The 16,277-nt window shown below is 64.2% G+C and carries 18 protein-coding genes and 1 tRNA gene; 5 read left to right on the forward strand and 14 right to left on the reverse strand.

The features are described from left to right. Positions 1–10 precede the first annotated feature (10 nt). Both hfq and hflX read left to right on the forward strand, forming a co-directional pair. Positions 11–574, forward strand: a complete 564-nt coding sequence (hfq, locus tag HDC29_RS08730; RefSeq protein WP_257018126.1) for an RNA chaperone Hfq — start codon at positions 11–13, stop codon at positions 572–574. 59 nt (positions 575–633) lie between these two features. After that, positions 634–1,935 (forward strand): GTPase HflX, encoded by a 1,302-nt coding sequence (gene hflX, locus HDC29_RS08735; RefSeq protein WP_373562776.1) that lies wholly within the window; start codon positions 634–636, stop codon positions 1,933–1,935. Here hflX and mazG read toward each other — a convergent pair. The 3 genes from mazG to HDC29_RS08750 form a co-directional block, all read right to left on the reverse strand. Beyond that, positions 1,913–2,686 (reverse strand): nucleoside triphosphate pyrophosphohydrolase, encoded by a 774-nt coding sequence (mazG, locus tag HDC29_RS08740; RefSeq protein WP_179496239.1) that lies wholly within the window; start codon positions 2,684–2,686, stop codon positions 1,913–1,915. The two genes, hflX and mazG, sit on opposite strands and share 23 nt — an antisense overlap. Positions 2,687–2,867: 181 nt before the next feature. Continuing rightward, positions 2,868–3,581, reverse strand: coding sequence for an anti-sigma factor (locus HDC29_RS08745; protein WP_179496241.1), 714 nt, complete (start codon positions 3,579–3,581; stop codon positions 2,868–2,870). Beyond that, entirely contained in the window at positions 3,578–4,066 is a 489-nt protein-coding gene (locus tag HDC29_RS08750; RefSeq protein ID WP_179497397.1) for an RNA polymerase sigma factor, read from the reverse strand. Before HDC29_RS08750 ends, HDC29_RS08745 begins: the two co-directional genes overlap by 4 nt. A gap of 123 nt (positions 4,067–4,189) precedes the next feature. Between HDC29_RS08750 and HDC29_RS08755 the strand changes: the two genes are divergently transcribed. Together HDC29_RS08755 and HDC29_RS08760 are read left to right on the forward strand one after the other, a co-directional pair. Continuing rightward, positions 4,190–5,458, forward strand: coding sequence for a S8 family serine peptidase (locus HDC29_RS08755; RefSeq protein WP_179496243.1), 1,269 nt, complete (start codon positions 4,190–4,192; stop codon positions 5,456–5,458). Positions 5,459–5,550: 92 nt separating this feature from the next. Beyond that, on the forward strand, positions 5,551–6,399 hold the full coding sequence (locus HDC29_RS08760; protein WP_179496245.1) for a hypothetical protein: 849 nt from the start codon (positions 5,551–5,553) through the stop codon (positions 6,397–6,399). Between the two features lie 79 nt (positions 6,400–6,478). Here HDC29_RS08760 and HDC29_RS08765 read toward each other — a convergent pair whose 3' ends face one another. The 10 genes from HDC29_RS08765 to HDC29_RS08810 form a co-directional block, all read right to left on the reverse strand. Continuing rightward, positions 6,479–6,874 carry a YciI family protein gene (locus HDC29_RS08765; RefSeq protein ID WP_257018127.1) on the reverse strand — a complete coding sequence of 132 codons (396 nt, stop codon included), beginning with the start codon at positions 6,872–6,874 and terminating at the stop codon, positions 6,479–6,481. Further along, entirely contained in the window at positions 6,814–6,990 is a 177-nt protein-coding gene (locus tag HDC29_RS08770; protein ID WP_179496247.1) for a hypothetical protein, read from the reverse strand. Before HDC29_RS08770 ends, HDC29_RS08765 begins: the two co-directional genes overlap by 61 nt. Next, the gene (locus HDC29_RS08775; RefSeq protein ID WP_179497400.1) at positions 6,987–7,751 is read right to left on the reverse strand and encodes an MBL fold metallo-hydrolase; all 765 of its coding nucleotides are present in this window, start codon (positions 7,749–7,751) and stop codon (positions 6,987–6,989) included. The genes HDC29_RS08770 and HDC29_RS08775 overlap by 4 nt, the downstream gene beginning before the upstream one ends. 13 nt (positions 7,752–7,764) lie before the next feature. Further along, positions 7,765–8,541: a TatD family hydrolase gene (locus HDC29_RS08780; protein ID WP_179496249.1), complete on the reverse strand. Its 777-nt coding sequence runs from the start codon at positions 8,539–8,541 to the stop codon at positions 7,765–7,767. Then, positions 8,541–10,124 carry a methionine--tRNA ligase gene (metG, locus tag HDC29_RS08785; protein WP_179496251.1) on the reverse strand — a complete coding sequence of 528 codons (1,584 nt, stop codon included), beginning with the start codon at positions 10,122–10,124 and terminating at the stop codon, positions 8,541–8,543. Before metG ends, HDC29_RS08780 begins: the two co-directional genes overlap by 1 nt. A gap of 38 nt (positions 10,125–10,162) precedes the next feature. Then, the gene (locus HDC29_RS08790) at positions 10,163–11,155 is read right to left on the reverse strand and encodes a DNA polymerase III subunit delta' (RefSeq protein ID WP_179496253.1); all 993 of its coding nucleotides are present in this window, start codon (positions 11,153–11,155) and stop codon (positions 10,163–10,165) included. Further along, entirely contained in the window at positions 11,143–11,766 is a 624-nt protein-coding gene (gene tmk / locus HDC29_RS08795; RefSeq protein ID WP_179496255.1) for a dTMP kinase, read from the reverse strand. The genes HDC29_RS08790 and tmk overlap by 13 nt, the downstream gene beginning before the upstream one ends. Positions 11,767–11,841: 75 nt before the next feature. Further along, the gene (locus tag HDC29_RS08800) at positions 11,842–12,816 is read right to left on the reverse strand and encodes a D-alanyl-D-alanine carboxypeptidase family protein (RefSeq protein ID WP_179496257.1); all 975 of its coding nucleotides are present in this window, start codon (positions 12,814–12,816) and stop codon (positions 11,842–11,844) included. 6 nt (positions 12,817–12,822) lie between these two features. Further along, positions 12,823–13,821, reverse strand: a complete 999-nt coding sequence (locus tag HDC29_RS08805; protein WP_179496259.1) for a septal ring lytic transglycosylase RlpA family protein — start codon at positions 13,819–13,821, stop codon at positions 12,823–12,825. Beyond that, positions 13,805–14,869 (reverse strand): lytic transglycosylase domain-containing protein, encoded by a 1,065-nt coding sequence (locus tag HDC29_RS08810; protein ID WP_373562777.1) that lies wholly within the window; start codon positions 14,867–14,869, stop codon positions 13,805–13,807. The genes HDC29_RS08805 and HDC29_RS08810 overlap by 17 nt, the downstream gene beginning before the upstream one ends. Before the next feature lie 144 nt (positions 14,870–15,013). On the opposite strand from HDC29_RS08810, the gene HDC29_RS08815 reads away from it, so the two are divergent. Further along, positions 15,014–15,103, forward strand: a tRNA-Ser gene (locus HDC29_RS08815). On the opposite strand, the gene HDC29_RS08820 is transcribed toward HDC29_RS08815, so the two are convergent. Then, positions 15,104–16,195, reverse strand: a complete 1,092-nt coding sequence (locus HDC29_RS08820) for a flavin reductase family protein (RefSeq protein WP_218844312.1) — start codon at positions 16,193–16,195, stop codon at positions 15,104–15,106. Positions 16,196–16,277 lie beyond the last annotated feature (82 nt).

Here is a 16,277-nt window from a genome sequence, read left to right on the forward strand (position 1 = left end):
GAAGAAGGTCTTGAAAGCCGGAAAACCGGCACCGTACCCGCGGTTGTACCGCCAAAAACAGGAGGCAAATGTGTCCGATAAAAACCAGAATCTCCAAGATATTTTCCTCAACGCCCTTCGCAAGAGCAAAACCCCGGTGACCATGTTCCTGGTCAAGGGTGTCAAGCTGCAGGGCATCATCACCTGGTTCGACAATTTCTCATTGCTCCTCCGCCGCGACGGGCAGTCGCAGCTGGTGTATAAGCATGCGATCTCGACCGTGATGCCGTCGCATGATTTCGACTTGTCGCTGCTCGGCGACAATCTGCGCGACGCGCCGGCGAGCAAGGGCAAGGCGTTGCAGGACGTTTTCCTGAACGCGGTTCGCCGGTCGGACGAATCGGTCACGATGTTCCTCGTCAACGGCGTGATGCTGCAGGGCGATATCGTCGCGTTCGACCTGTTCTGCATGTTGCTCGAGCGCGAGCGGCAGGTGCAGCTTGTCTACAAGCACGCGATTTCGACCGTTCAGCCGAACGGGCCGATCAACCTGACCGACAATGGCGAGGGTGACGGCGAAGCGGACGACACCTGATCGACCCGATAATCGACAATGAAGACGAGGTAACGCGCGGCGCACCCGCGCTTGTCATCGTGCCCGAATGGCATAGCCAGCGGCTTGCGCGCGACCTTGACGCTCGCGCTGAGGAGGCGAAGGGACTCGCGCTTGCGATCGGGCTCGATGTCGTCGCCGTCCACACGTTGCGCCTGCGGCAGACGCGGGCGGCGACCCTTCTCGGCGTCGGCCAGATCGACGCGATCGCGCCCGACATCGCCGCGAAGGGCGTCCAGCTGGTCGTTGTCGATGCGGCGCTCACGCCGATCCAGCAGCGCAATCTCGAAACGGCGTTCGGTACGAAGGTGATCGACCGCACCGGGTTGATCCTCGAAATCTTCGGTGAGCGCGCTGCGACGGCTGAGGGGCGTTTGCAAGTCGAGCTCGCGCATCTCGATTATCAGGCAGGGCGCCTCGTTCGTAGCTGGACGCATCTCGAGCGTCAGCGCGGCGGCTTCGGATTCCTCGGCGGCCCCGGGGAAACGCAGATCGAAGCCGACCGGCGGATGATCCGCAATCGGATGGCGCGGATTCGGCGCAGCCTCGAGGATGCGCGCCGCACGCGCCAACTGCAACGGTCGAAGCGCCAGCGCGCGCCATGGCCCGTCATTGCGCTCGTCGGCTATACAAACGCCGGAAAATCGACTTTCTTCAACAGGTTGACGGGGAGTGACGTCATGGCGGAAGATATGCTTTTCGCCACGCTCGATCCGACGATGCGCGAAATCCGGTTGCCCGGCATCGACAAGGCGATCCTGTCCGACACCGTGGGTTTCGTGTCCGATCTGCCGACCGAACTCGTCGCCGCCTTCCGTGCGACGCTGGAAGAGGTCACGACCGCCGATCTGATCGTCCATGTGCGCGATATCGTGCATCCCGACAGCGAGGCGCAATATGAGGATGTGCGCGCGATTCTGAATTCGCTCGGCGCCAACGGTCCGCAGGATGGCGCGGAGGGGGATGCTCCGGCGGCGATCCCCCAGATCGAAATATGGAACAAGATGGACACCGCGGACGTCGATCGCCGCGCGACGATCGAAGAAATGGCGGCGCGGCGTCCCGACGTCGCAATCATTTCGGCCGTGACGGGCGAAGGCGTCGAGACCGCGCGCATCCTCATGGCGTCGCAATTAACCGCGCGGCATCAGGTGCAGCGCATCTATCTTGACTATGAGCAGGGCGAGGCAATGGCTTGGCTGCACGCCCGCGGCGAGGTGCTCTCCGATGAGCCGGAGGGCGAGGGGCACGTCCTGACCGTACGGCTCGATCCCGCGGATCGCGCGCGGTTCGAACGGCTATGGCCGGCCCGGAAAGATCCTAACGACGCTCCGACGCCTTGACCGCCAGCCAGTGATCTTCTTGCGCATCAAGCGACAGGTCTGCGATGCTCCCGCCGGCCCGATCTTCCATCGCCGCAAAGCGTCGGGCGAATTTCAGATTGGCGTCGCGTAGCGCGCTTTCCGCATCGACGCCCAGCTTGCGTGCATAGTTTACGACCGCGAACAAAAGGTCGCCGACTTCCTCGTGGCGCTCGGCTTCGTTCGCTGCATTCGCCACCTCGGCCAATTCTTCGGCGATCTTGTCGCGTGGACCGTCGACGTCGGGCCAGTCGAAACCGACGCGCGCGGCGCGGCCTTGCAGCTTTTGGGCGCGGAGCAAGGCGGGTAGCGACAGCGCGACACCTGCCAACGCACCACTTGGCCCTTCGGCGGCGCGTTCATCGGCCTTGATTGCTTCCCATTGCTTGCGGACATCGTCGGTCTCGCCGTTGCCGAAGATGTGCGGATGGCGGCGTTCCATCTTGTCGCTGATCGCATCGGCGACGTCGTCGAAGCCGAAAAGGCCGTCGTCGGTCGCGATCTGGCTATGGAACACGACCTGGAGCAGAAGGTCGCCGAGTTCGTCGCGGATCGCGGCAGGATCGCCGCCGGCGATCGCGTCGGAAACCTCATAGGCTTCCTCGATCGTATAAGGTGCAATCGTCGAGAAGTTTTGCGCGAGATCCCATTCGCAACCGCCGTCCGGATTGCGGAGCTGGCGCATGATTCCGAGCAGACGGTCGATGGGGGATTGGTTTGCCGTGTCAGGCATATGTTTATCCGATAATATATATTATGTTAAATCATAGAATGGTCCCCGCGTTTGGCAGACCGACTTCCACTCACCAAATTGCAGAAACGTCATATTGCGCGTCTAAGATCGCTCTATGCGGCAGTAAAGCCCAGTGGACCTGTTTTGGCGAGTTCCAGTTCCCAAGACTCTCCGACAAATCCTATCGGGGATTTGTCCATCCCGCGTCCCGCGCCGCTCGTTCGCTCTGAGCATCAAGTGGATCGCGTTTCATCATGGCCGCTGCCGCGCCAGCAAGTTCGCCCGATGAGGCTTGCCGGTAATCGCCGCGGGCTTGGCCCGGAAGCGTCCTTTCGATCTGCCATCGACCATCCTCGCGGCAACCGATTCCATTGACCGGACGGCTTTCGAAGCTGCGGCAATAGCGACCGGTATTGTCCTCGAAACTGAGCACGATACGGATCGGGGCATCGTCACGCTGGCTCGACGCGAGCTGTGTATCGAGCGCTGCGGCGAGCGATCCCGCCGCGACCAGAGCGCCGTTGTCGATTGTCACATCGGCGGCCGGCGCCCAAGGGCGCAGTCCGATTGTCAGGCCGAGCACCAGCGAAGCCGCAATGGCGCTCCAATGAACGCCGCTGAAGTATGTGAAGCGCGCGCCTCTGACGCTGCGGCGATCGGCCAAGCTCGTATCGACCTTGTCATCAACCGCGAGCAGCGACCGGAGTCGTTCGGGAACGGCCTCTTCCGCAATGGGAGCATAATGCCCGGTCAGCCGCGCTTTGAGCGCGCGATGGCGTGCGATCTCCGCCGCGAGTGCTGCATCGTTGGCTGCCTCGCGCTCAATCCGGCGTGCGGTCAGATCGTCGAGTTCGCCGTCGACAAAAGCAGCGACGGTGGCGGGATCAAAGCTCATGCCGCTTCTCCAAGATAGAACATCAGGGCTTCGCGCCCCCGCGCAAGGCGCGAGGTCACGGTACCGACCGCCACATCGAGCATCTCCGCGGCTTCGCGATAGGCATAGCCTTCGACAAGCACGAGCATCACGACTTCGCGCTGTTCGTCGGGAAGCCGGGCCATTGCGCCGTCGACATCGCCACGGAGCGCCCCTGCCTCGACCTCGGAGGCGCCCTCGCCCGCGACCTGTGTGACTGCGTCGTCGATTGGCGCATGAACACCGCGCCGGCCCGCGGCGCGGCGTTCGTCGATCCAGAGATTGCGGGTGATGCGGTACATCCAGCTGTCCAGTCTCGTTCCTTGTTGCCATTGATCGCGCGATTTCAGCGCGCGTTCGATCGCGGCCTGGCACAAATCGTCGGCATCGCTCTGATGGCGCGCCAATCCGCGCGCGAACCGGCGCAGGCGCGGCAATAATTCGACCAGTTCCTCTTCGAAGCGCATATTCGCCTTTTCGCTGTGTCTGAGGAAGAAACGACGCCACTCTATCGTTTCTTCCATGGCATGCTAAATTTTTCGGGCGCGGCTGGTTCGCCGCCTTCGCCCCCGCCGATATGAGGAGTTTCAATGCGCGCCTTGATCGCCCTGCCCATGATGCTCTCGCTTCTCTCCGCCGGGATCGCTGCGCATGCCGATGCCCAGATCGCATTGCCACCGGTCCAGCTTCCCGATGCCGCGCGCACCCTGCCCTCGCTGCCGGACATCAGCAGCGAGCCGCTCGTCGCTGTGCGCAATACGCTCGCGCAGTTGCGAATCGACCGGATCGCCGCGCTGCTCCGGGACAATCGCGACCGCATCGAACCCGACCGCGACGGCCAGCCCGCAGTGCGCGGCATAGTCGTGGCAACGGGTGTCGACGAAGCGATGATCGCGCGCGCGGCCAAGGAAGGGTTCCGGCTGATCGACCGCGAGCTTGTCGAAGGCATCGACCTCGACATAGCTCGCTTTGCGGTTCCTGAAGGGAACAGCCTCGCTCGCGCGCAAAAGAAGCTTTCCAAGCTTCTGCCCGAGGCCGAAGTCGATGCCGATCATATCTATTTCACAAGCGGTCCCGGTGGGACTCTTTCGGCCACGGCATTGGCGATGGCGGCGACGCCCGGCCAAGCCCGGCTCGGATTGATCGACGGCGGGGTTGCTGCGCATCCGTCGGTCGCCGGTCGCGTCGAGCAGCGCGGCTTCGCGGCTGGTGCGCCTTACGCCAGCCGCCACGGCACCGCCGTGGCATCGCTGCTCATCGGCAGCGGATCGGTTCGGGGGGCGGCTTCCGGGCAGCGGCTCCTGGCGGCCGACGTCTATGGCACCGATCCGGCGGGTGGGAACGCAAGCGCCATTGCGCGCGCACTGGGCTGGTTGGTACAGCGCGGCGCCGCGGTGACGACGATCAGCCTTGTCGGGCCCGACAACAAGCTGCTGGCGAGCGCCGTATCGCGCGCGCAGCAGCGCGGCATGTTGATCGTCGCCGCGGTCGGCAACGACGGCCCGGCCGCTCCGCCCGCCTATCCCGCTTCCTATAAGGGCGTGTTTGCGGTGACCGGCGTCGATGCAAGGAATCGCGTCTTGCCCGAGGCGGGCCGGACGCAACACATCGACTTCGCTGCGCCGGGCGATGCCGTGCTTGCCGCGACCGACGTCGATACGACCGACCGCCTGCGTGGCACCTCATTCGCCGCGCCGCTCGTCGGCGGACGCCTTGCCCTTCGCTACCCGGCACCGGCGATCGACCGGATCGGGCCGGCGGTATCCGCGCTGGTTTTCGAAGCCCGCGATCTCGGCAAGAAGGGCCGCGATAAGATTTACGGTCACGGGCTCATTTGCGGAGATTGCGGCCGTCGCTGACCGGTTTCGAATAATTTCGGAAGAAATTCGAACCCGCCATCGTTCTTCCTTCAGGCCCTCCCCTCCGGGCCGCAAGACGAAGGAGAAGGATAATGGCACATCGTATTTTCACGCCGGCTCTCGCGCTCGCCGTGTCGAGCATGGCATTTTCGGCCCCCGCTTCGGCGCAGTTGCTCGGCGGTAATGGCGGACTGAGTGGCGGCTTGGGCGGCACGCTCGGCGGCACGCTCGGCAATCCCACCGGGCCGATCGGCGGGACGCTTGGCACAGCGGGCGATATCACCGGATCGGGCCGCGGCGAAGCCGATGTCGATCGCCGCTCGGGTCGAGTTCAAGGCAAGGGTCGCGCCGATGCGAATGGCAAGGGTTCAGCCAATGGCGACGCGAACCTGCTTGGTCGCACGGTCGGCGGCAACGCCAGCGGCGCGGGCTCCGCATCGGGTAGCGGCAGCCTCGACGCGCAGGCCGTCGGCACCGATTTCGTCGGCCAGACGGCCCGCGGCGTTGTCGGCACCGCCCGTGACACCGCTTCGACCGCAACCGGCACCGCGCGCGGTGCGGTCGGGACTGTCCGCGATCGGACCAATGGCGCGCTGTCGGACGTCTCAGGCAGCGCCGCCGCCGCCGGTTCGATCGCGGGCAGCTTCCAGGGTAGCCTGGGCCAGCTCGCAGCCGCGGGCAGCGGCGCCGCCACCGGCAACGGCATGTTCGCCATCGCGCCGGGCATGCCCGTCACCGATCCGCGCGGCAAGGTGATCGGTTATGTCCAGGAACTGCGCCAGACCGGCAGCGGGGTCGTCCAGGCCGTGACGGTCGAGGTCGGGGACCGGGTAGCGACCCTTCCCGCCGCCAGCTTCGCCGGCTCGGGCGACGTGCTCGTGACCGGGATGACCAAGGGCCAGCTGAAGAAAGCGGCCGAGCAGCAGCAAACCGGCGAGTAAGGCAAATGGGGCGATCGGCGATGACCCCAATGACGCCGATCGACGACTGGGCGGGCCGCCGTGCGGCCCGCCCCTATTCTCAGCTCGCGGGATCGTACATGAACTCGCGAAGCTCTTGCGAACACCGGCAAGCGACCGCGATTTTCCTCGCCCATTCGACAGCCTCCCTGCGGGTCGGCAATTCGAGCACCGCGAACCCGCCCTTGATGCGACTGCCCGGATAGATTTGCGTCGATACCAATCCTTCGCTGGAGACCAGCACCGGCTCGACCTGCTCGTCGATTCCGCCGCCGAACACATATACGCCGGCCGCCTTGGCTTCCTCGATCACCGCGTGGGCGGCGGCGGACACTTCGGGCAGTTCTTCGTCGGTGACCATCATGGCCTCACTCGGGAAAGAAATCAGATATTTCGTCATGCCATCATCTGCCATGTCCGGATCACGAGAAATACAAGCCCGAAGATCGCGACCCATGCGAGCGCCATCTTGAGCCAGTCGGCCATGGGCAACCGCCGGGCGAGTAGCGAGCTTAGGACCAATGTGAACGCGCCCGCGAACCACAGCGTCTGAACGACGGTATCACCATTCATAGCTGAACCTCCAACCCGTCATAGCCCGGTTCTATCCCAGTGGGCAATTCGGCCGCAAGATCTTCATAATCCATGGTATTATCCATATGCGTGATGATCGCGCGCGGGTTGCCGACCTTCGCCAGCCCCTCCAGCGTCATCTGAAGGTGCGGATGTGTCGGGTGGGGATACCGGCGTAACGCATCAATCACGAACAGGTCGACGCCTTGAAAAAAATCGACCATCTCGTCCGTAAACTTCGAAAAATCAGTGGCATATGCGATCTTGTGCGCACCGTCGCTGAAGATCAGGCCGCTCGCCTTGATCGGCCCGTGCGGCATTTCGATGGCCGACACCTCGATCGGGCCGATCGACTGGTGGTCCTGGAGATCGATCGGATCGACCGATGCCGGATATCCCGCATTGCCGGCAAAGGCGTAGGTGAAACGCCATTTCAATATGTCGAGCACGTGATCGCGCGCATAGACCGGCACCGCCGAGCGGCGCAGGTGCATGACCTGACGCAGATCGTCGAGACCGTGAGTGTGATCGGCATGCTCGTGCGTCCAGATGACGGCGTCGATCTCCCCGACACCCGCGTCGAGCAGCTGCAGGCGCATGTCGGGGCTCGTATCGACGAGAATGCGGAAGCCGCCCAGCGATATCATGATCGATGCACGGCTGCGCAAGTTTCGCGGATTGTCGGGGTCGCACTGTCCCCAGTCGTTGCCGATCCGCGGCACGCCCGAAGAAGTCCCGCAGCCCAGGATCCTGAGCTTCATGGGTGCTTTGACGTCATGGCGCCGCCTTGTTGAAAAGCGCGTAGAAATTGGCGCTCGTGGCTGCGGCGAGGGTGTCCGTGTCTTCGCGGCGGAGGTCGGCGAGGAATGCCAGCGTGTCGGCAACGAAGGCGGGTTCGCCGGTCTTGCCGCGATGCGGGACAGGCGCAAGGAAGGGCGAGTCGGTTTCGATCAGCAGCCGGTCCCGCGGCAGCCATTTGGCGGTCGCCTGAAGGTCCGCGGCATTCTTGAAGGTCACGATCCCCGAAATTGAGATAAAGAGGCCGAGGTCGAGCGCCTTGCGCGCGAAATCGTCGCTCGCGGTGAAGCAGTGGATCACGCCGGTGAAGGCCGCGCGCGCCATCTCCTCGCCGAGCAGCGCCAGCGTGTCGGCTTCGGCATCGCGCGTATGGACGATGATCGGCAGGCCGGTCTCCTGCGACGCGTGAATGTGACGGCCGAAACTGTCCTGCTGGCGCAGGCGGTCGCTCTTGTCGTAATAATAGTCGAGCCCCGTCTCGCCGATCCCGATCACACGCGGATGCGCGGCGCGTTCGACCAGCTTCGCGGTATCGACATCGGGGTGATGGTCGGCGTCGTGGGGATGAATACCGACGCTCGCCCACACATCGTCGTTCGCCTCGGCGGCTGCGAGCACATCGTCCCATTCGCTTTCGCGCGTCGCGATGTTGAGCATCGCGGTAACGCCCCTTGTCCGCGCGCGCGCCAGCACCTCGTTCTGCTGTTCGGCGAGGCCCTTGTAATTGAGGTGGCAATGCGAATCGACGAGCATTACGCCTCTCCTTCCCCTTCTCCCTCAGGCAATTCGAGACGGGGGAAGATCGGTACAGGTTGACCGACCGCGAAACCGCTCGCGACAAGCTTCGCGAACCAGCCGGTATCGGCCAACGCCGCGAAATCGCGCTCGTCCTCGGCGATGCCCATCTGGTCGAGCAGCTTGTCGGCCGCCGTGGGCACAACCGGGCGGATCGCGATCGCGAGCGTGCGCACGGCCTGGAAAAGCGTCATTAACACGGCGCGCATGCGGTCGGGATCTGTCTTGCGCAGCGCCCATGGCGCCTGTGTGTCGACATATTGGTTGCAGGCGAAAACGGCGCGGATCCAGTCTTCGATTCCAACCGAGAATGCGAGCTGGTCGAATTCGCGCGGGAGGCGGACCGCAGCCATGTCGGCGAGGTCGGTCAACAGGTCAATATCATCTTCGGAAGGCGCATAGTCGTCCGAAAGTTTGCCATCCAGATTCTTGAAAATCATGGATAGGCTGCGTTGTGCCAGGTTCCCGAAGCTGTTCGCGAGGTCGGCGTTGGCGGTGCGCACAATCGCTTCGGCCGAATAGCTGCCGTCCTGGCCGAAGCTGACTTCGCGGAGCAGATAATAGCGCAGCGCATCGACGCCGAACCGGTCAGCGAGCGCCATCGGATCGACGACGTTACCGAGCGACTTCGACATCTTCTCTCCGCGATTGAGCAGGAAACCGTGTCCGAACACCTGCTTTGGCAGCGGCAGGTTGGCGCTCATCAGGAAGGCCGGCCAGTAAACCGTATGAAAACGGACGATATCCTTGCCGATCATATGGATATTCGCGGGCCAGAACTTCCCGAAATCGCTGGTCGGATCGGGGTATCCCAGTCCCGAAAGATAGGTCGTCAGCGCGTCGACCCAGACATACATAACGTGCCCCGGCGAGCCCGGCACCGGCACGCCCCAATCGAAGCTGGTGCGCGAAACGCTGAGATCCTTGAGCCCGCCTTCGACGAAGCGCAGCACCTCGTTCCGCCGGCTTTCGGGGCGGATGAAATCGGGCTGCTCCTGGTAGAGCGCGAGCAGCCTGTCCTGATAATTCGACAGGCGAAAGAACCAGCTTTCCTCGACGGTCCACTCGACCGGCGTCCCCTGCGGAGAAAGGCGGGTGCCCCCTTCCCCGTCGCTCAGTTCGCTTTCATCGTAAAAGGCCTCGTCGCGAACCGAGTACCAGCCTTCGTAGCGATCGAGATAAAGATCGCCGTTGGCCTCCATCGCTTTCCAGATCGCCTGCGACGCCGCGTGGTGCGCCGCGTCGGACGTGCGCATGAAATTGTCATAGCTGATATTCAGCTTGGCATACATCTCACGGAAATATCCCGACATTTCGTCGGCAAGGTCAATCGTTGCGCGGCCCTGGTCTCGCGCGGTCTGGAACATTTTAAGCCCATGCTCGTCGGTGCCGGTAATCAGCCGAACATCGCGGCCCCGCGCGCGCTGGAAACGCGCCATGACATCGGTGGCGATCGCTTCATAGGCATGGCCGATATGCGGACGACCATTGGGGTAGCTGATCGCGGTGGTGATGTAGAAAGGTTCGTTATTTTCGGACATGCGCGCGCCTTAGCGGCTGGCGCGCGCAAGGGAAAGCGTCAGCGTGTCGCCTTATCCTGTCGCGGCGCCAGTTCTGCGAGGCAGTTACCGATTTCGAAGCCAACCATCGCGCCGTCATAGGATCCGCGGATTGCGTCGCGAACCGTGCGTTGGACGCGATCCCACTGCGCGAGAACCGACGCAATCTGGTCGACGGGGCGCTCGCGCGCGATGCGCGAGAGCAGGCCCGGCACGATATCGATCACCAGTTCGAGGCGGGCGCGATTGCTGGTGCCGCTGACCTCGCGAGCGAGGGCTTCGCGCAGCCTGTTCTCAGGATCGCCGCCCGCCGCGATCGCCAGCAATTTTTTCTCCATGACCGCCACGTCGCTGTCGATGAGTGCAAGCGCCTTGCCGGGAACCCCGCCCGACGCGGCAACGATCGCGCGCACCTCCTCCATCTCGATCATCGGACGCAGATCGTGCAGCCACGATGTCATGACGTCACGAGCAGCAGGTTGAAAACGCAAGGCTCTGCATCGCGAGCGGATCGTCGGTAACAGGCGTCCCGGTGAGTGGCTGACGAGCAGGAAGAGGGTCTTCGCAGGCGGCTCTTCAAGCGTCTTGAGCAGCGCATTCGCCCCATCGGTTTCGAGGTCGTCGACCGCATCGACGATGATCACGCGCCACTCGCCGAGCGACAGCGACAGATGCAGGCGGCGGATCATTTGCCGGACCTGTTCGATCGTGATGTTTCGCGCGAGCTCCTTTGCCTTGTCCTTTGGCTGGCGCGCGAGACGCAGGATTTCGGGGTGATTGCCGGCATCGACCAGGCGTGCGGCGGCATCGTCGCCACGATCATCGAGAAGAGGAGGCGCCTTGCCTTCGCCGCTGCGCCCGTGGGTGACGAGAAAGCGCGCAATCCGCTCGGCAAAAGCTCCCTTCCCCATGCCCTGCGGCCCCGCCAACAGCCACGCGTGATGGACGCGCCCGCCCTGCCACGCTTCGAGGAACGCCTTTTCGGCCTCCTGATGGCCGATCATGGTAGCCATTCCGCGAGGTCCGCGAGGATTGCCGCGGTCACCTCTTCGGCGGCCCGGTCGGCGTCGATGATCCGCCAGCGATCAGTTTCAGCCTGGGCCATTTCGACAAAGCGCGCGGTGAGGCGCGCCTGATAGTCGAGCGGTTTGTTACCCATGCGATCGTTACCCCCCCGCTCCGCAAGTCGCCGCGCCGCCTCATCGGGGCTGACGGTGAGCAGAAATGTGCGGTGGGGCATCAATCCTTCCGAACCAAAGCCGTGCAGCGCAAGAAGGTCGGCATCGGTTATCCCGCCCCCGCCGCCCTGATAGGCCCGGCTCGAATCGACGAAACGGTCGCTTAGCACCCAGGCGCCGCGCGACAACGCCGGCCGGATCGTGCGCGCGACATGATCGGCGCGCGCGGCGGCGAAAAGCAGGGCTTCGCTTCGTGCGTTCCAGCGGTCGTCGCTGCCTTCCATCAACAGCGACCGGATCGCCTCGGCGCCGGCGCTGCCGCCCGGCTCACGCGTTGCGACGGCCTCGATGCCGCATGCCTCCAGAGCCGCGGCGACCGAACGGATTTGCGTCGACTTGCCGACGCCCTCGCCGCCTTCCAGCGTAATGAAGCGGCCGGGTGTCACGTCGTTAGCCCGTGAAAGATGAACATGGAAAGCGCATCGTGCATGGACCGGCCGTAACCCGGCAGGTCGCCTTTGTCATCTCGCCGCGGTAGCGTCTGCCCGGCCTTTCGACGTACCGCTGCGCCGGTCTTGCGTCGCAATCGGCAGATCGAGGTGAGCAAAGCCCCAATTCATGAGCCGTTCCGCCTCTTCGCGGCGCGCCTTTTCGCTGGGCATGCCGGCTACGACCATGACCAGGCGGCGACCATCGCGCTTCGCCGAGCCAAGAAAGCAATAGCCGGCTTCCGACGTATGCCCCGTTTTGAGCCCGTCCGCGCCTGCAAAGCGGCCTAGAATGGGGTTGCGGTTCGGCTGGACGATCGGCTTGCCGTCGGGCGATATCCCGTGCCGGAACTTCGGGATCGAAAAATAGCGGCCATAAGCGCCCGGATGATCGCGGATCAGCCGGTCGGCAAGGAGGACAAGATCGCCCGCGCTGACCTTGGTGACGCCGCCGTCGGGCCAGCCGCTTGCGGTACCGAATCGACTCGACTTCATGCCAATCTTGGCCGCCATGTCATTTATTCGCTTGACGAAAGCGGTCTCGCTGCCATCGATGCCAACGGCGAGAACCGATGCCGCATCATTCCCCGAAACGGTGATCAATCCCTTGAGGAGGTTGTCGACCGACACCTTTTCGCCCGCCCGCAGGAACATGGTGGAACTGCGGCTGCGCGCGCTCCACATCTTCCACGTCGCATCCTCGACGGTAAAGAGCTTGTCGCGCGATAATTCACCCTTTTCGATCAGGTCGAGTACGACATATGCGGTCATCACCTTGGCCATCGACGCCGGGGCGAAGCGCTTGTCGGCTCCACGCGAGAAGAGAATCCGGCCCGAATCGAGATCCTTGAGCATCACGATGGGCGCTTCGGTCGTATAAGGTGCGTGCGCGGCCGGCGTGCTTTTCGCTTGCGCCTTGCCCGCCGATGTCGCCGGATTCGAAAGACCCAACGCCAAGCCCGACAAGAGAATCGCAGCGGTTCGGCGGAGCAGGATTGGATTGCTCATATCCGGTCAGCGGCTACGTCGGACCATGGCATCGCCGAAGCCCTTCGCTTTCGCCGTGCCAAGCGCGCCGCGGGCCTCGGCGTCGCTCGCGAACGGGCCCATCCGCACGCGCCACAGGTTGCCGGCTTTGGTGACATGCCCGCTGACCGATTTCGCAGCGGTATTGGCGCGGCTTTCGGTGCTGAAGGCGCCTACCTGTACGAAATAATTGCCGGTAGCGGTGACCGCAGGTTTTGCCGCCGCGGTCCCGGGCTTGGCGGTCTGCGCCGGTTTTGCGGGCTCGGCCTTGGGCGCGGGCATTTTCGTTCCGGGACCTTCGACGATGAAGCGGTCTTTGCCGGGCTTGCCGGTCGCCGATACGATCGCCGGACTGGCGGGCGCCGACGCCGTTTTCGGTACCGGCAATTCCTTCGCCTTGGCGCGAAGGATCGCCAACAGCGACTGGGGTGTGGCGATCCTTTCGCGGACGGGCTTGCCGGCACGAAGCTGCGCGCGCTCGGCCACTGGCGGGTTGGTGCGGCGTACGCGGACAGCGGTGACGCCATCAACCACACCGAGCTGTTCCGCCGCGCCCCGCGACAGGTCGATCAGTCGGTCGGTGACCATCGGGCCACGGTCGTTGACGCGGACAAGGATCGTCCGTCCGGTATCGAGCGCCGTCACCTCGACATAGCTCGGCAGCGGCAGCGTCTTGTGCGCCGCGCTGATGCCGGCAGGATCGAAGGTCTCACCGTTCGCGGTCGGCTTTCCGGCGAGATCATCGCCATACCAACCCGCATAACCGACCTCGTCATAGTCGGCGACGTCGGTCGGCGTATAGGTCGCGTCGGCAATCTTGTAGGGATCGCCGATCGTGACCGGCACATCGACCACCCCGGTTTCCGCCGTCGCAGGCACCGGCTTCGTCGTCGGCCCGCTGTCGCGCGCACCGCCTAAACTACCGCAACCGGACAGCATCAGCGCCGCCCCGGCCATCAGGCCCCCGCCCCTAACGATCGATTTCATCCGCCAGCAACCCCACAGACAATGCGTAAAAATTGGAACAATTATAGTCCAGTATCGCACGATAGTTACCGGTCAGCAAATAGGCGGTCCGGCCAGGGCCGTCGGGTTCGAGCAAAGTCGCCTGCACATTGCCGTCGGGCCAGCGTCCGCTGACCGGTTGAATCCCCGCCGCACGCCATTCGGCGATCGAACGCCAGCGGCTGTGACGGTCAAAGACGCGCGGGCAACGCGTCGGTGTCAGCCGATTGGCGACCGCGCCACGGTTGAAACTCGCGGGGACGGTGACGGCGACCCCCCACGGCTGCCCCGCGCGCCAGCCGGCATTGCGGAGGTATGAGCCGATCGATTCGATCGCGTCGGCTTCGCTCGACCAGATACGGGCGACGCCGTCGCCGTCGCCGTCTTCGGCGACGCGCAAATAGACCGACGGCAGGAATTGGGGATAGCCAAAGGCGCCGGCCCAGCTGCCTTTCAGCGCGCTGCGCGGCACGCCGCGCTCGACCATGACCATCGTCGCGATCAACTCGGGTTCGAAAAGGCTGCGCCGGCGCCCTTCATAGGCGAGCGTCGCGAGTGCTTCGGGCAGGTCGAAATTACCCGTTACCTGGCCATAGGCGGTCTCGTGACCATAGATGGCGATCATGATGCTCGTCGGCACGCCGGTGCGCTGCTCGATACGAGATAATAGCGGAAGCAACCGGTCGTGGACGCGGCGCCCGCCGCCGATGCGCGCCGCATCGACATGCTTTACCCTATAGGGCGCGAAGGCGGGGATCGGGGTGTTCGGGTTCGGCGGGCTGCCCAGATTGTCGCGGTCGAGCGCAACGACGCGCGCATTGTAGAGCAGCCCCGCCGTGACGCGATCGAAAGTGGTGCGCGAGACGCCGCGCGCCTGCGCCTTGGGCCATAGCGACTGGACATAAGTATCGAATCCGGCATCGCCGCTCTGCGCGTGAAGCGGCGCCGAAGCGGTGAGCATCCATGCCGACAGGAAGGCGGCGGCGATCCCGAAAAGGCGTCCGGTTCCGAAACGTATAGCTTGCATCATGTCCCCACCCATAGGGCGTGTGTCGCACAGATGCGAGCGGCTTGGCTAGGTCGCGGCGGGACGAGGCGAGTCATTCGCGCGATGGGTCGAGCGGGCAAGGTTTCGCTTGCCGCCGGGCGCCCGCGCGCTATGGCGGCGGCGCAAGGACAGGTGGCCGAGTGGTTTAAGGCAGCGGTCTTGAAAACCGCCGTGGGTGCAAGCTCACCGTGGGTTCGAATCCCACCCTGTCCGCCATCATGCAAAATGCAGCCGGCGATATTTTCCGCGAAAATAGAGCAGCGGATCGCGGTGCGGCTCGAACTGCGCGCGGACGACGCGGCCTACAAGGATGAAATGATCGCCCGCCTCGTGCAGCGATTCGCGCTGGCACTCGAACGACACGAGCGAGCCACCGAGTAATGGCACGCCCGTTTGCCCCGGCGCCCATGGCTGGTTGGCGAAGCGATCCTCGCCCTTGGCGGCGAAGCGGTTCGACGTCGGTTGCTGGCCGATCTGGAGCACGTTGACACCGAAATGCGCCGCGTCGCGGAGCGCCGGCGCGGTTCCGGCCGTGTTGGCAATACACACAAGCAATAGTGGCGGATCGAGCGAAACCGAGGTGAAGCTGTTCGCGGTCAGGCCGACGGGCGTCCCGGCGTCGTCGAGCGCGGTGACGATCGTGATGCCGGTCGCAAAGCAGCCCATCGCGTCGCGCAGTGTGCGCGGGTCCGATCCCGCCTTGAACTCCATCGCCTCGCGCGGCTGGCGCCGTTCGAGGAATTCGAGAAGCTGTCCGAGGAGTGCTTCGTTGCGGTCGGACGCGAGCTCCAGGTCGCATTCGTTTATGTCGGCGCTCTCGCCCATGATCAGCGCGGCGTTGAACGCATCGCTGACCGCGCTGCCCTGCGCGGGTGCAAAACCGCCGCGAACGACGAGTGCGGGGATGGCCAATCGAGCGGGCACGTCGTTCGCGATCGCTTCTTCGTCGACCGGCATGTCGACCAGCACCAACCCGGCGGCCAGAAGGGCGCCATCGAGCGCCAGCGCGCGCGTCGCTATCCATCCCCCGCGCCCGGCGGTCACGACAACGGGGCGCGAACCCATTTGCGCGAGCACCGCGCGCATATCCTCGATATGCGGATCAAGTCCGTCTGCTTCGCTTGCTTCGCGTAGATCGAGATTGACGACGCGCCGCCCCGAAAGCACCAGCGCATCGGCGACGTCGCGCCACGCGGCACGGCCCTGCCCGACATCGGGTATGAGCAGCACGGCGGGATCATTTTCGTCGCCCAGCATATCGGCAAACAGGGGAACGCCGCCGAAACCCTTATATTCGATGAGGCTCAAATATCCCCCTTGCCGCGCCGGCGGGCATTGACGCCGGCGGGCTCCGATATGATCAAGTTGCGAAGAATCGGATCATATCGAA

This window comes from Sphingopyxis sp. JAI108, from assembly GCF_013410105.1.
GTDB lineage: Bacteria > Pseudomonadota > Alphaproteobacteria > Sphingomonadales > Sphingomonadaceae > Sphingopyxis > Sphingopyxis chilensis.

Excerpts from the sequence above, each read along its gene's own strand:
- HDC29_RS08790 (WP_179496253.1), bottom strand. The coding sequence starts at position 11,155 with ATGGCTACCATGATCGGCCATCAGGAGGCCGAAAAGGCGTTCCTCGAA.
- HDC29_RS08765 (WP_257018127.1), bottom strand. The coding sequence starts at position 6,874 with ATGGGTCGCGATCTTCGGGCTTGTATTTCTCGTGATCCGGACATGGCA.
- HDC29_RS08760 (WP_179496245.1), top strand. The coding sequence starts at position 5,551 with ATGGCACATCGTATTTTCACGCCGGCTCTCGCGCTCGCCGTGTCGAGC.
- HDC29_RS08755 (WP_179496243.1), top strand. The coding sequence starts at position 4,190 with ATGCGCGCCTTGATCGCCCTGCCCATGATGCTCTCGCTTCTCTCCGCC.
- mazG (WP_179496239.1), bottom strand. The coding sequence starts at position 2,686 with ATGCCTGACACGGCAAACCAATCCCCCATCGACCGTCTGCTCGGAATC.
- HDC29_RS08800 (WP_179496257.1), bottom strand. The coding sequence starts at position 12,816 with ATGAGCAATCCAATCCTGCTCCGCCGAACCGCTGCGATTCTCTTGTCG.
- HDC29_RS08810 (WP_373562777.1), bottom strand. The coding sequence starts at position 14,869 with ATGATGCAAGCTATACGTTTCGGAACCGGACGCCTTTTCGGGATCGCC.
- HDC29_RS08770 (WP_179496247.1), bottom strand. The coding sequence starts at position 6,990 with ATGAATGGTGATACCGTCGTTCAGACGCTGTGGTTCGCGGGCGCGTTC.
- HDC29_RS08750 (WP_179497397.1), bottom strand. The coding sequence starts at position 4,066 with ATGCGCTTCGAAGAGGAACTGGTCGAATTATTGCCGCGCCTGCGCCGG.
- metG (WP_179496251.1), bottom strand. The coding sequence starts at position 10,124 with ATGTCCGAAAATAACGAACCTTTCTACATCACCACCGCGATCAGCTAC.
- HDC29_RS08775 (WP_179497400.1), bottom strand. The coding sequence starts at position 7,751 with ATGAAGCTCAGGATCCTGGGCTGCGGGACTTCTTCGGGCGTGCCGCGG.
- HDC29_RS08745 (WP_179496241.1), bottom strand. The coding sequence starts at position 3,581 with ATGAGCTTTGATCCCGCCACCGTCGCTGCTTTTGTCGACGGCGAACTC.
- HDC29_RS08805 (WP_179496259.1), bottom strand. The coding sequence starts at position 13,821 with ATGAAATCGATCGTTAGGGGCGGGGGCCTGATGGCCGGGGCGGCGCTG.
- HDC29_RS08780 (WP_179496249.1), bottom strand. The coding sequence starts at position 8,541 with ATGCTCGTCGATTCGCATTGCCACCTCAATTACAAGGGCCTCGCCGAA.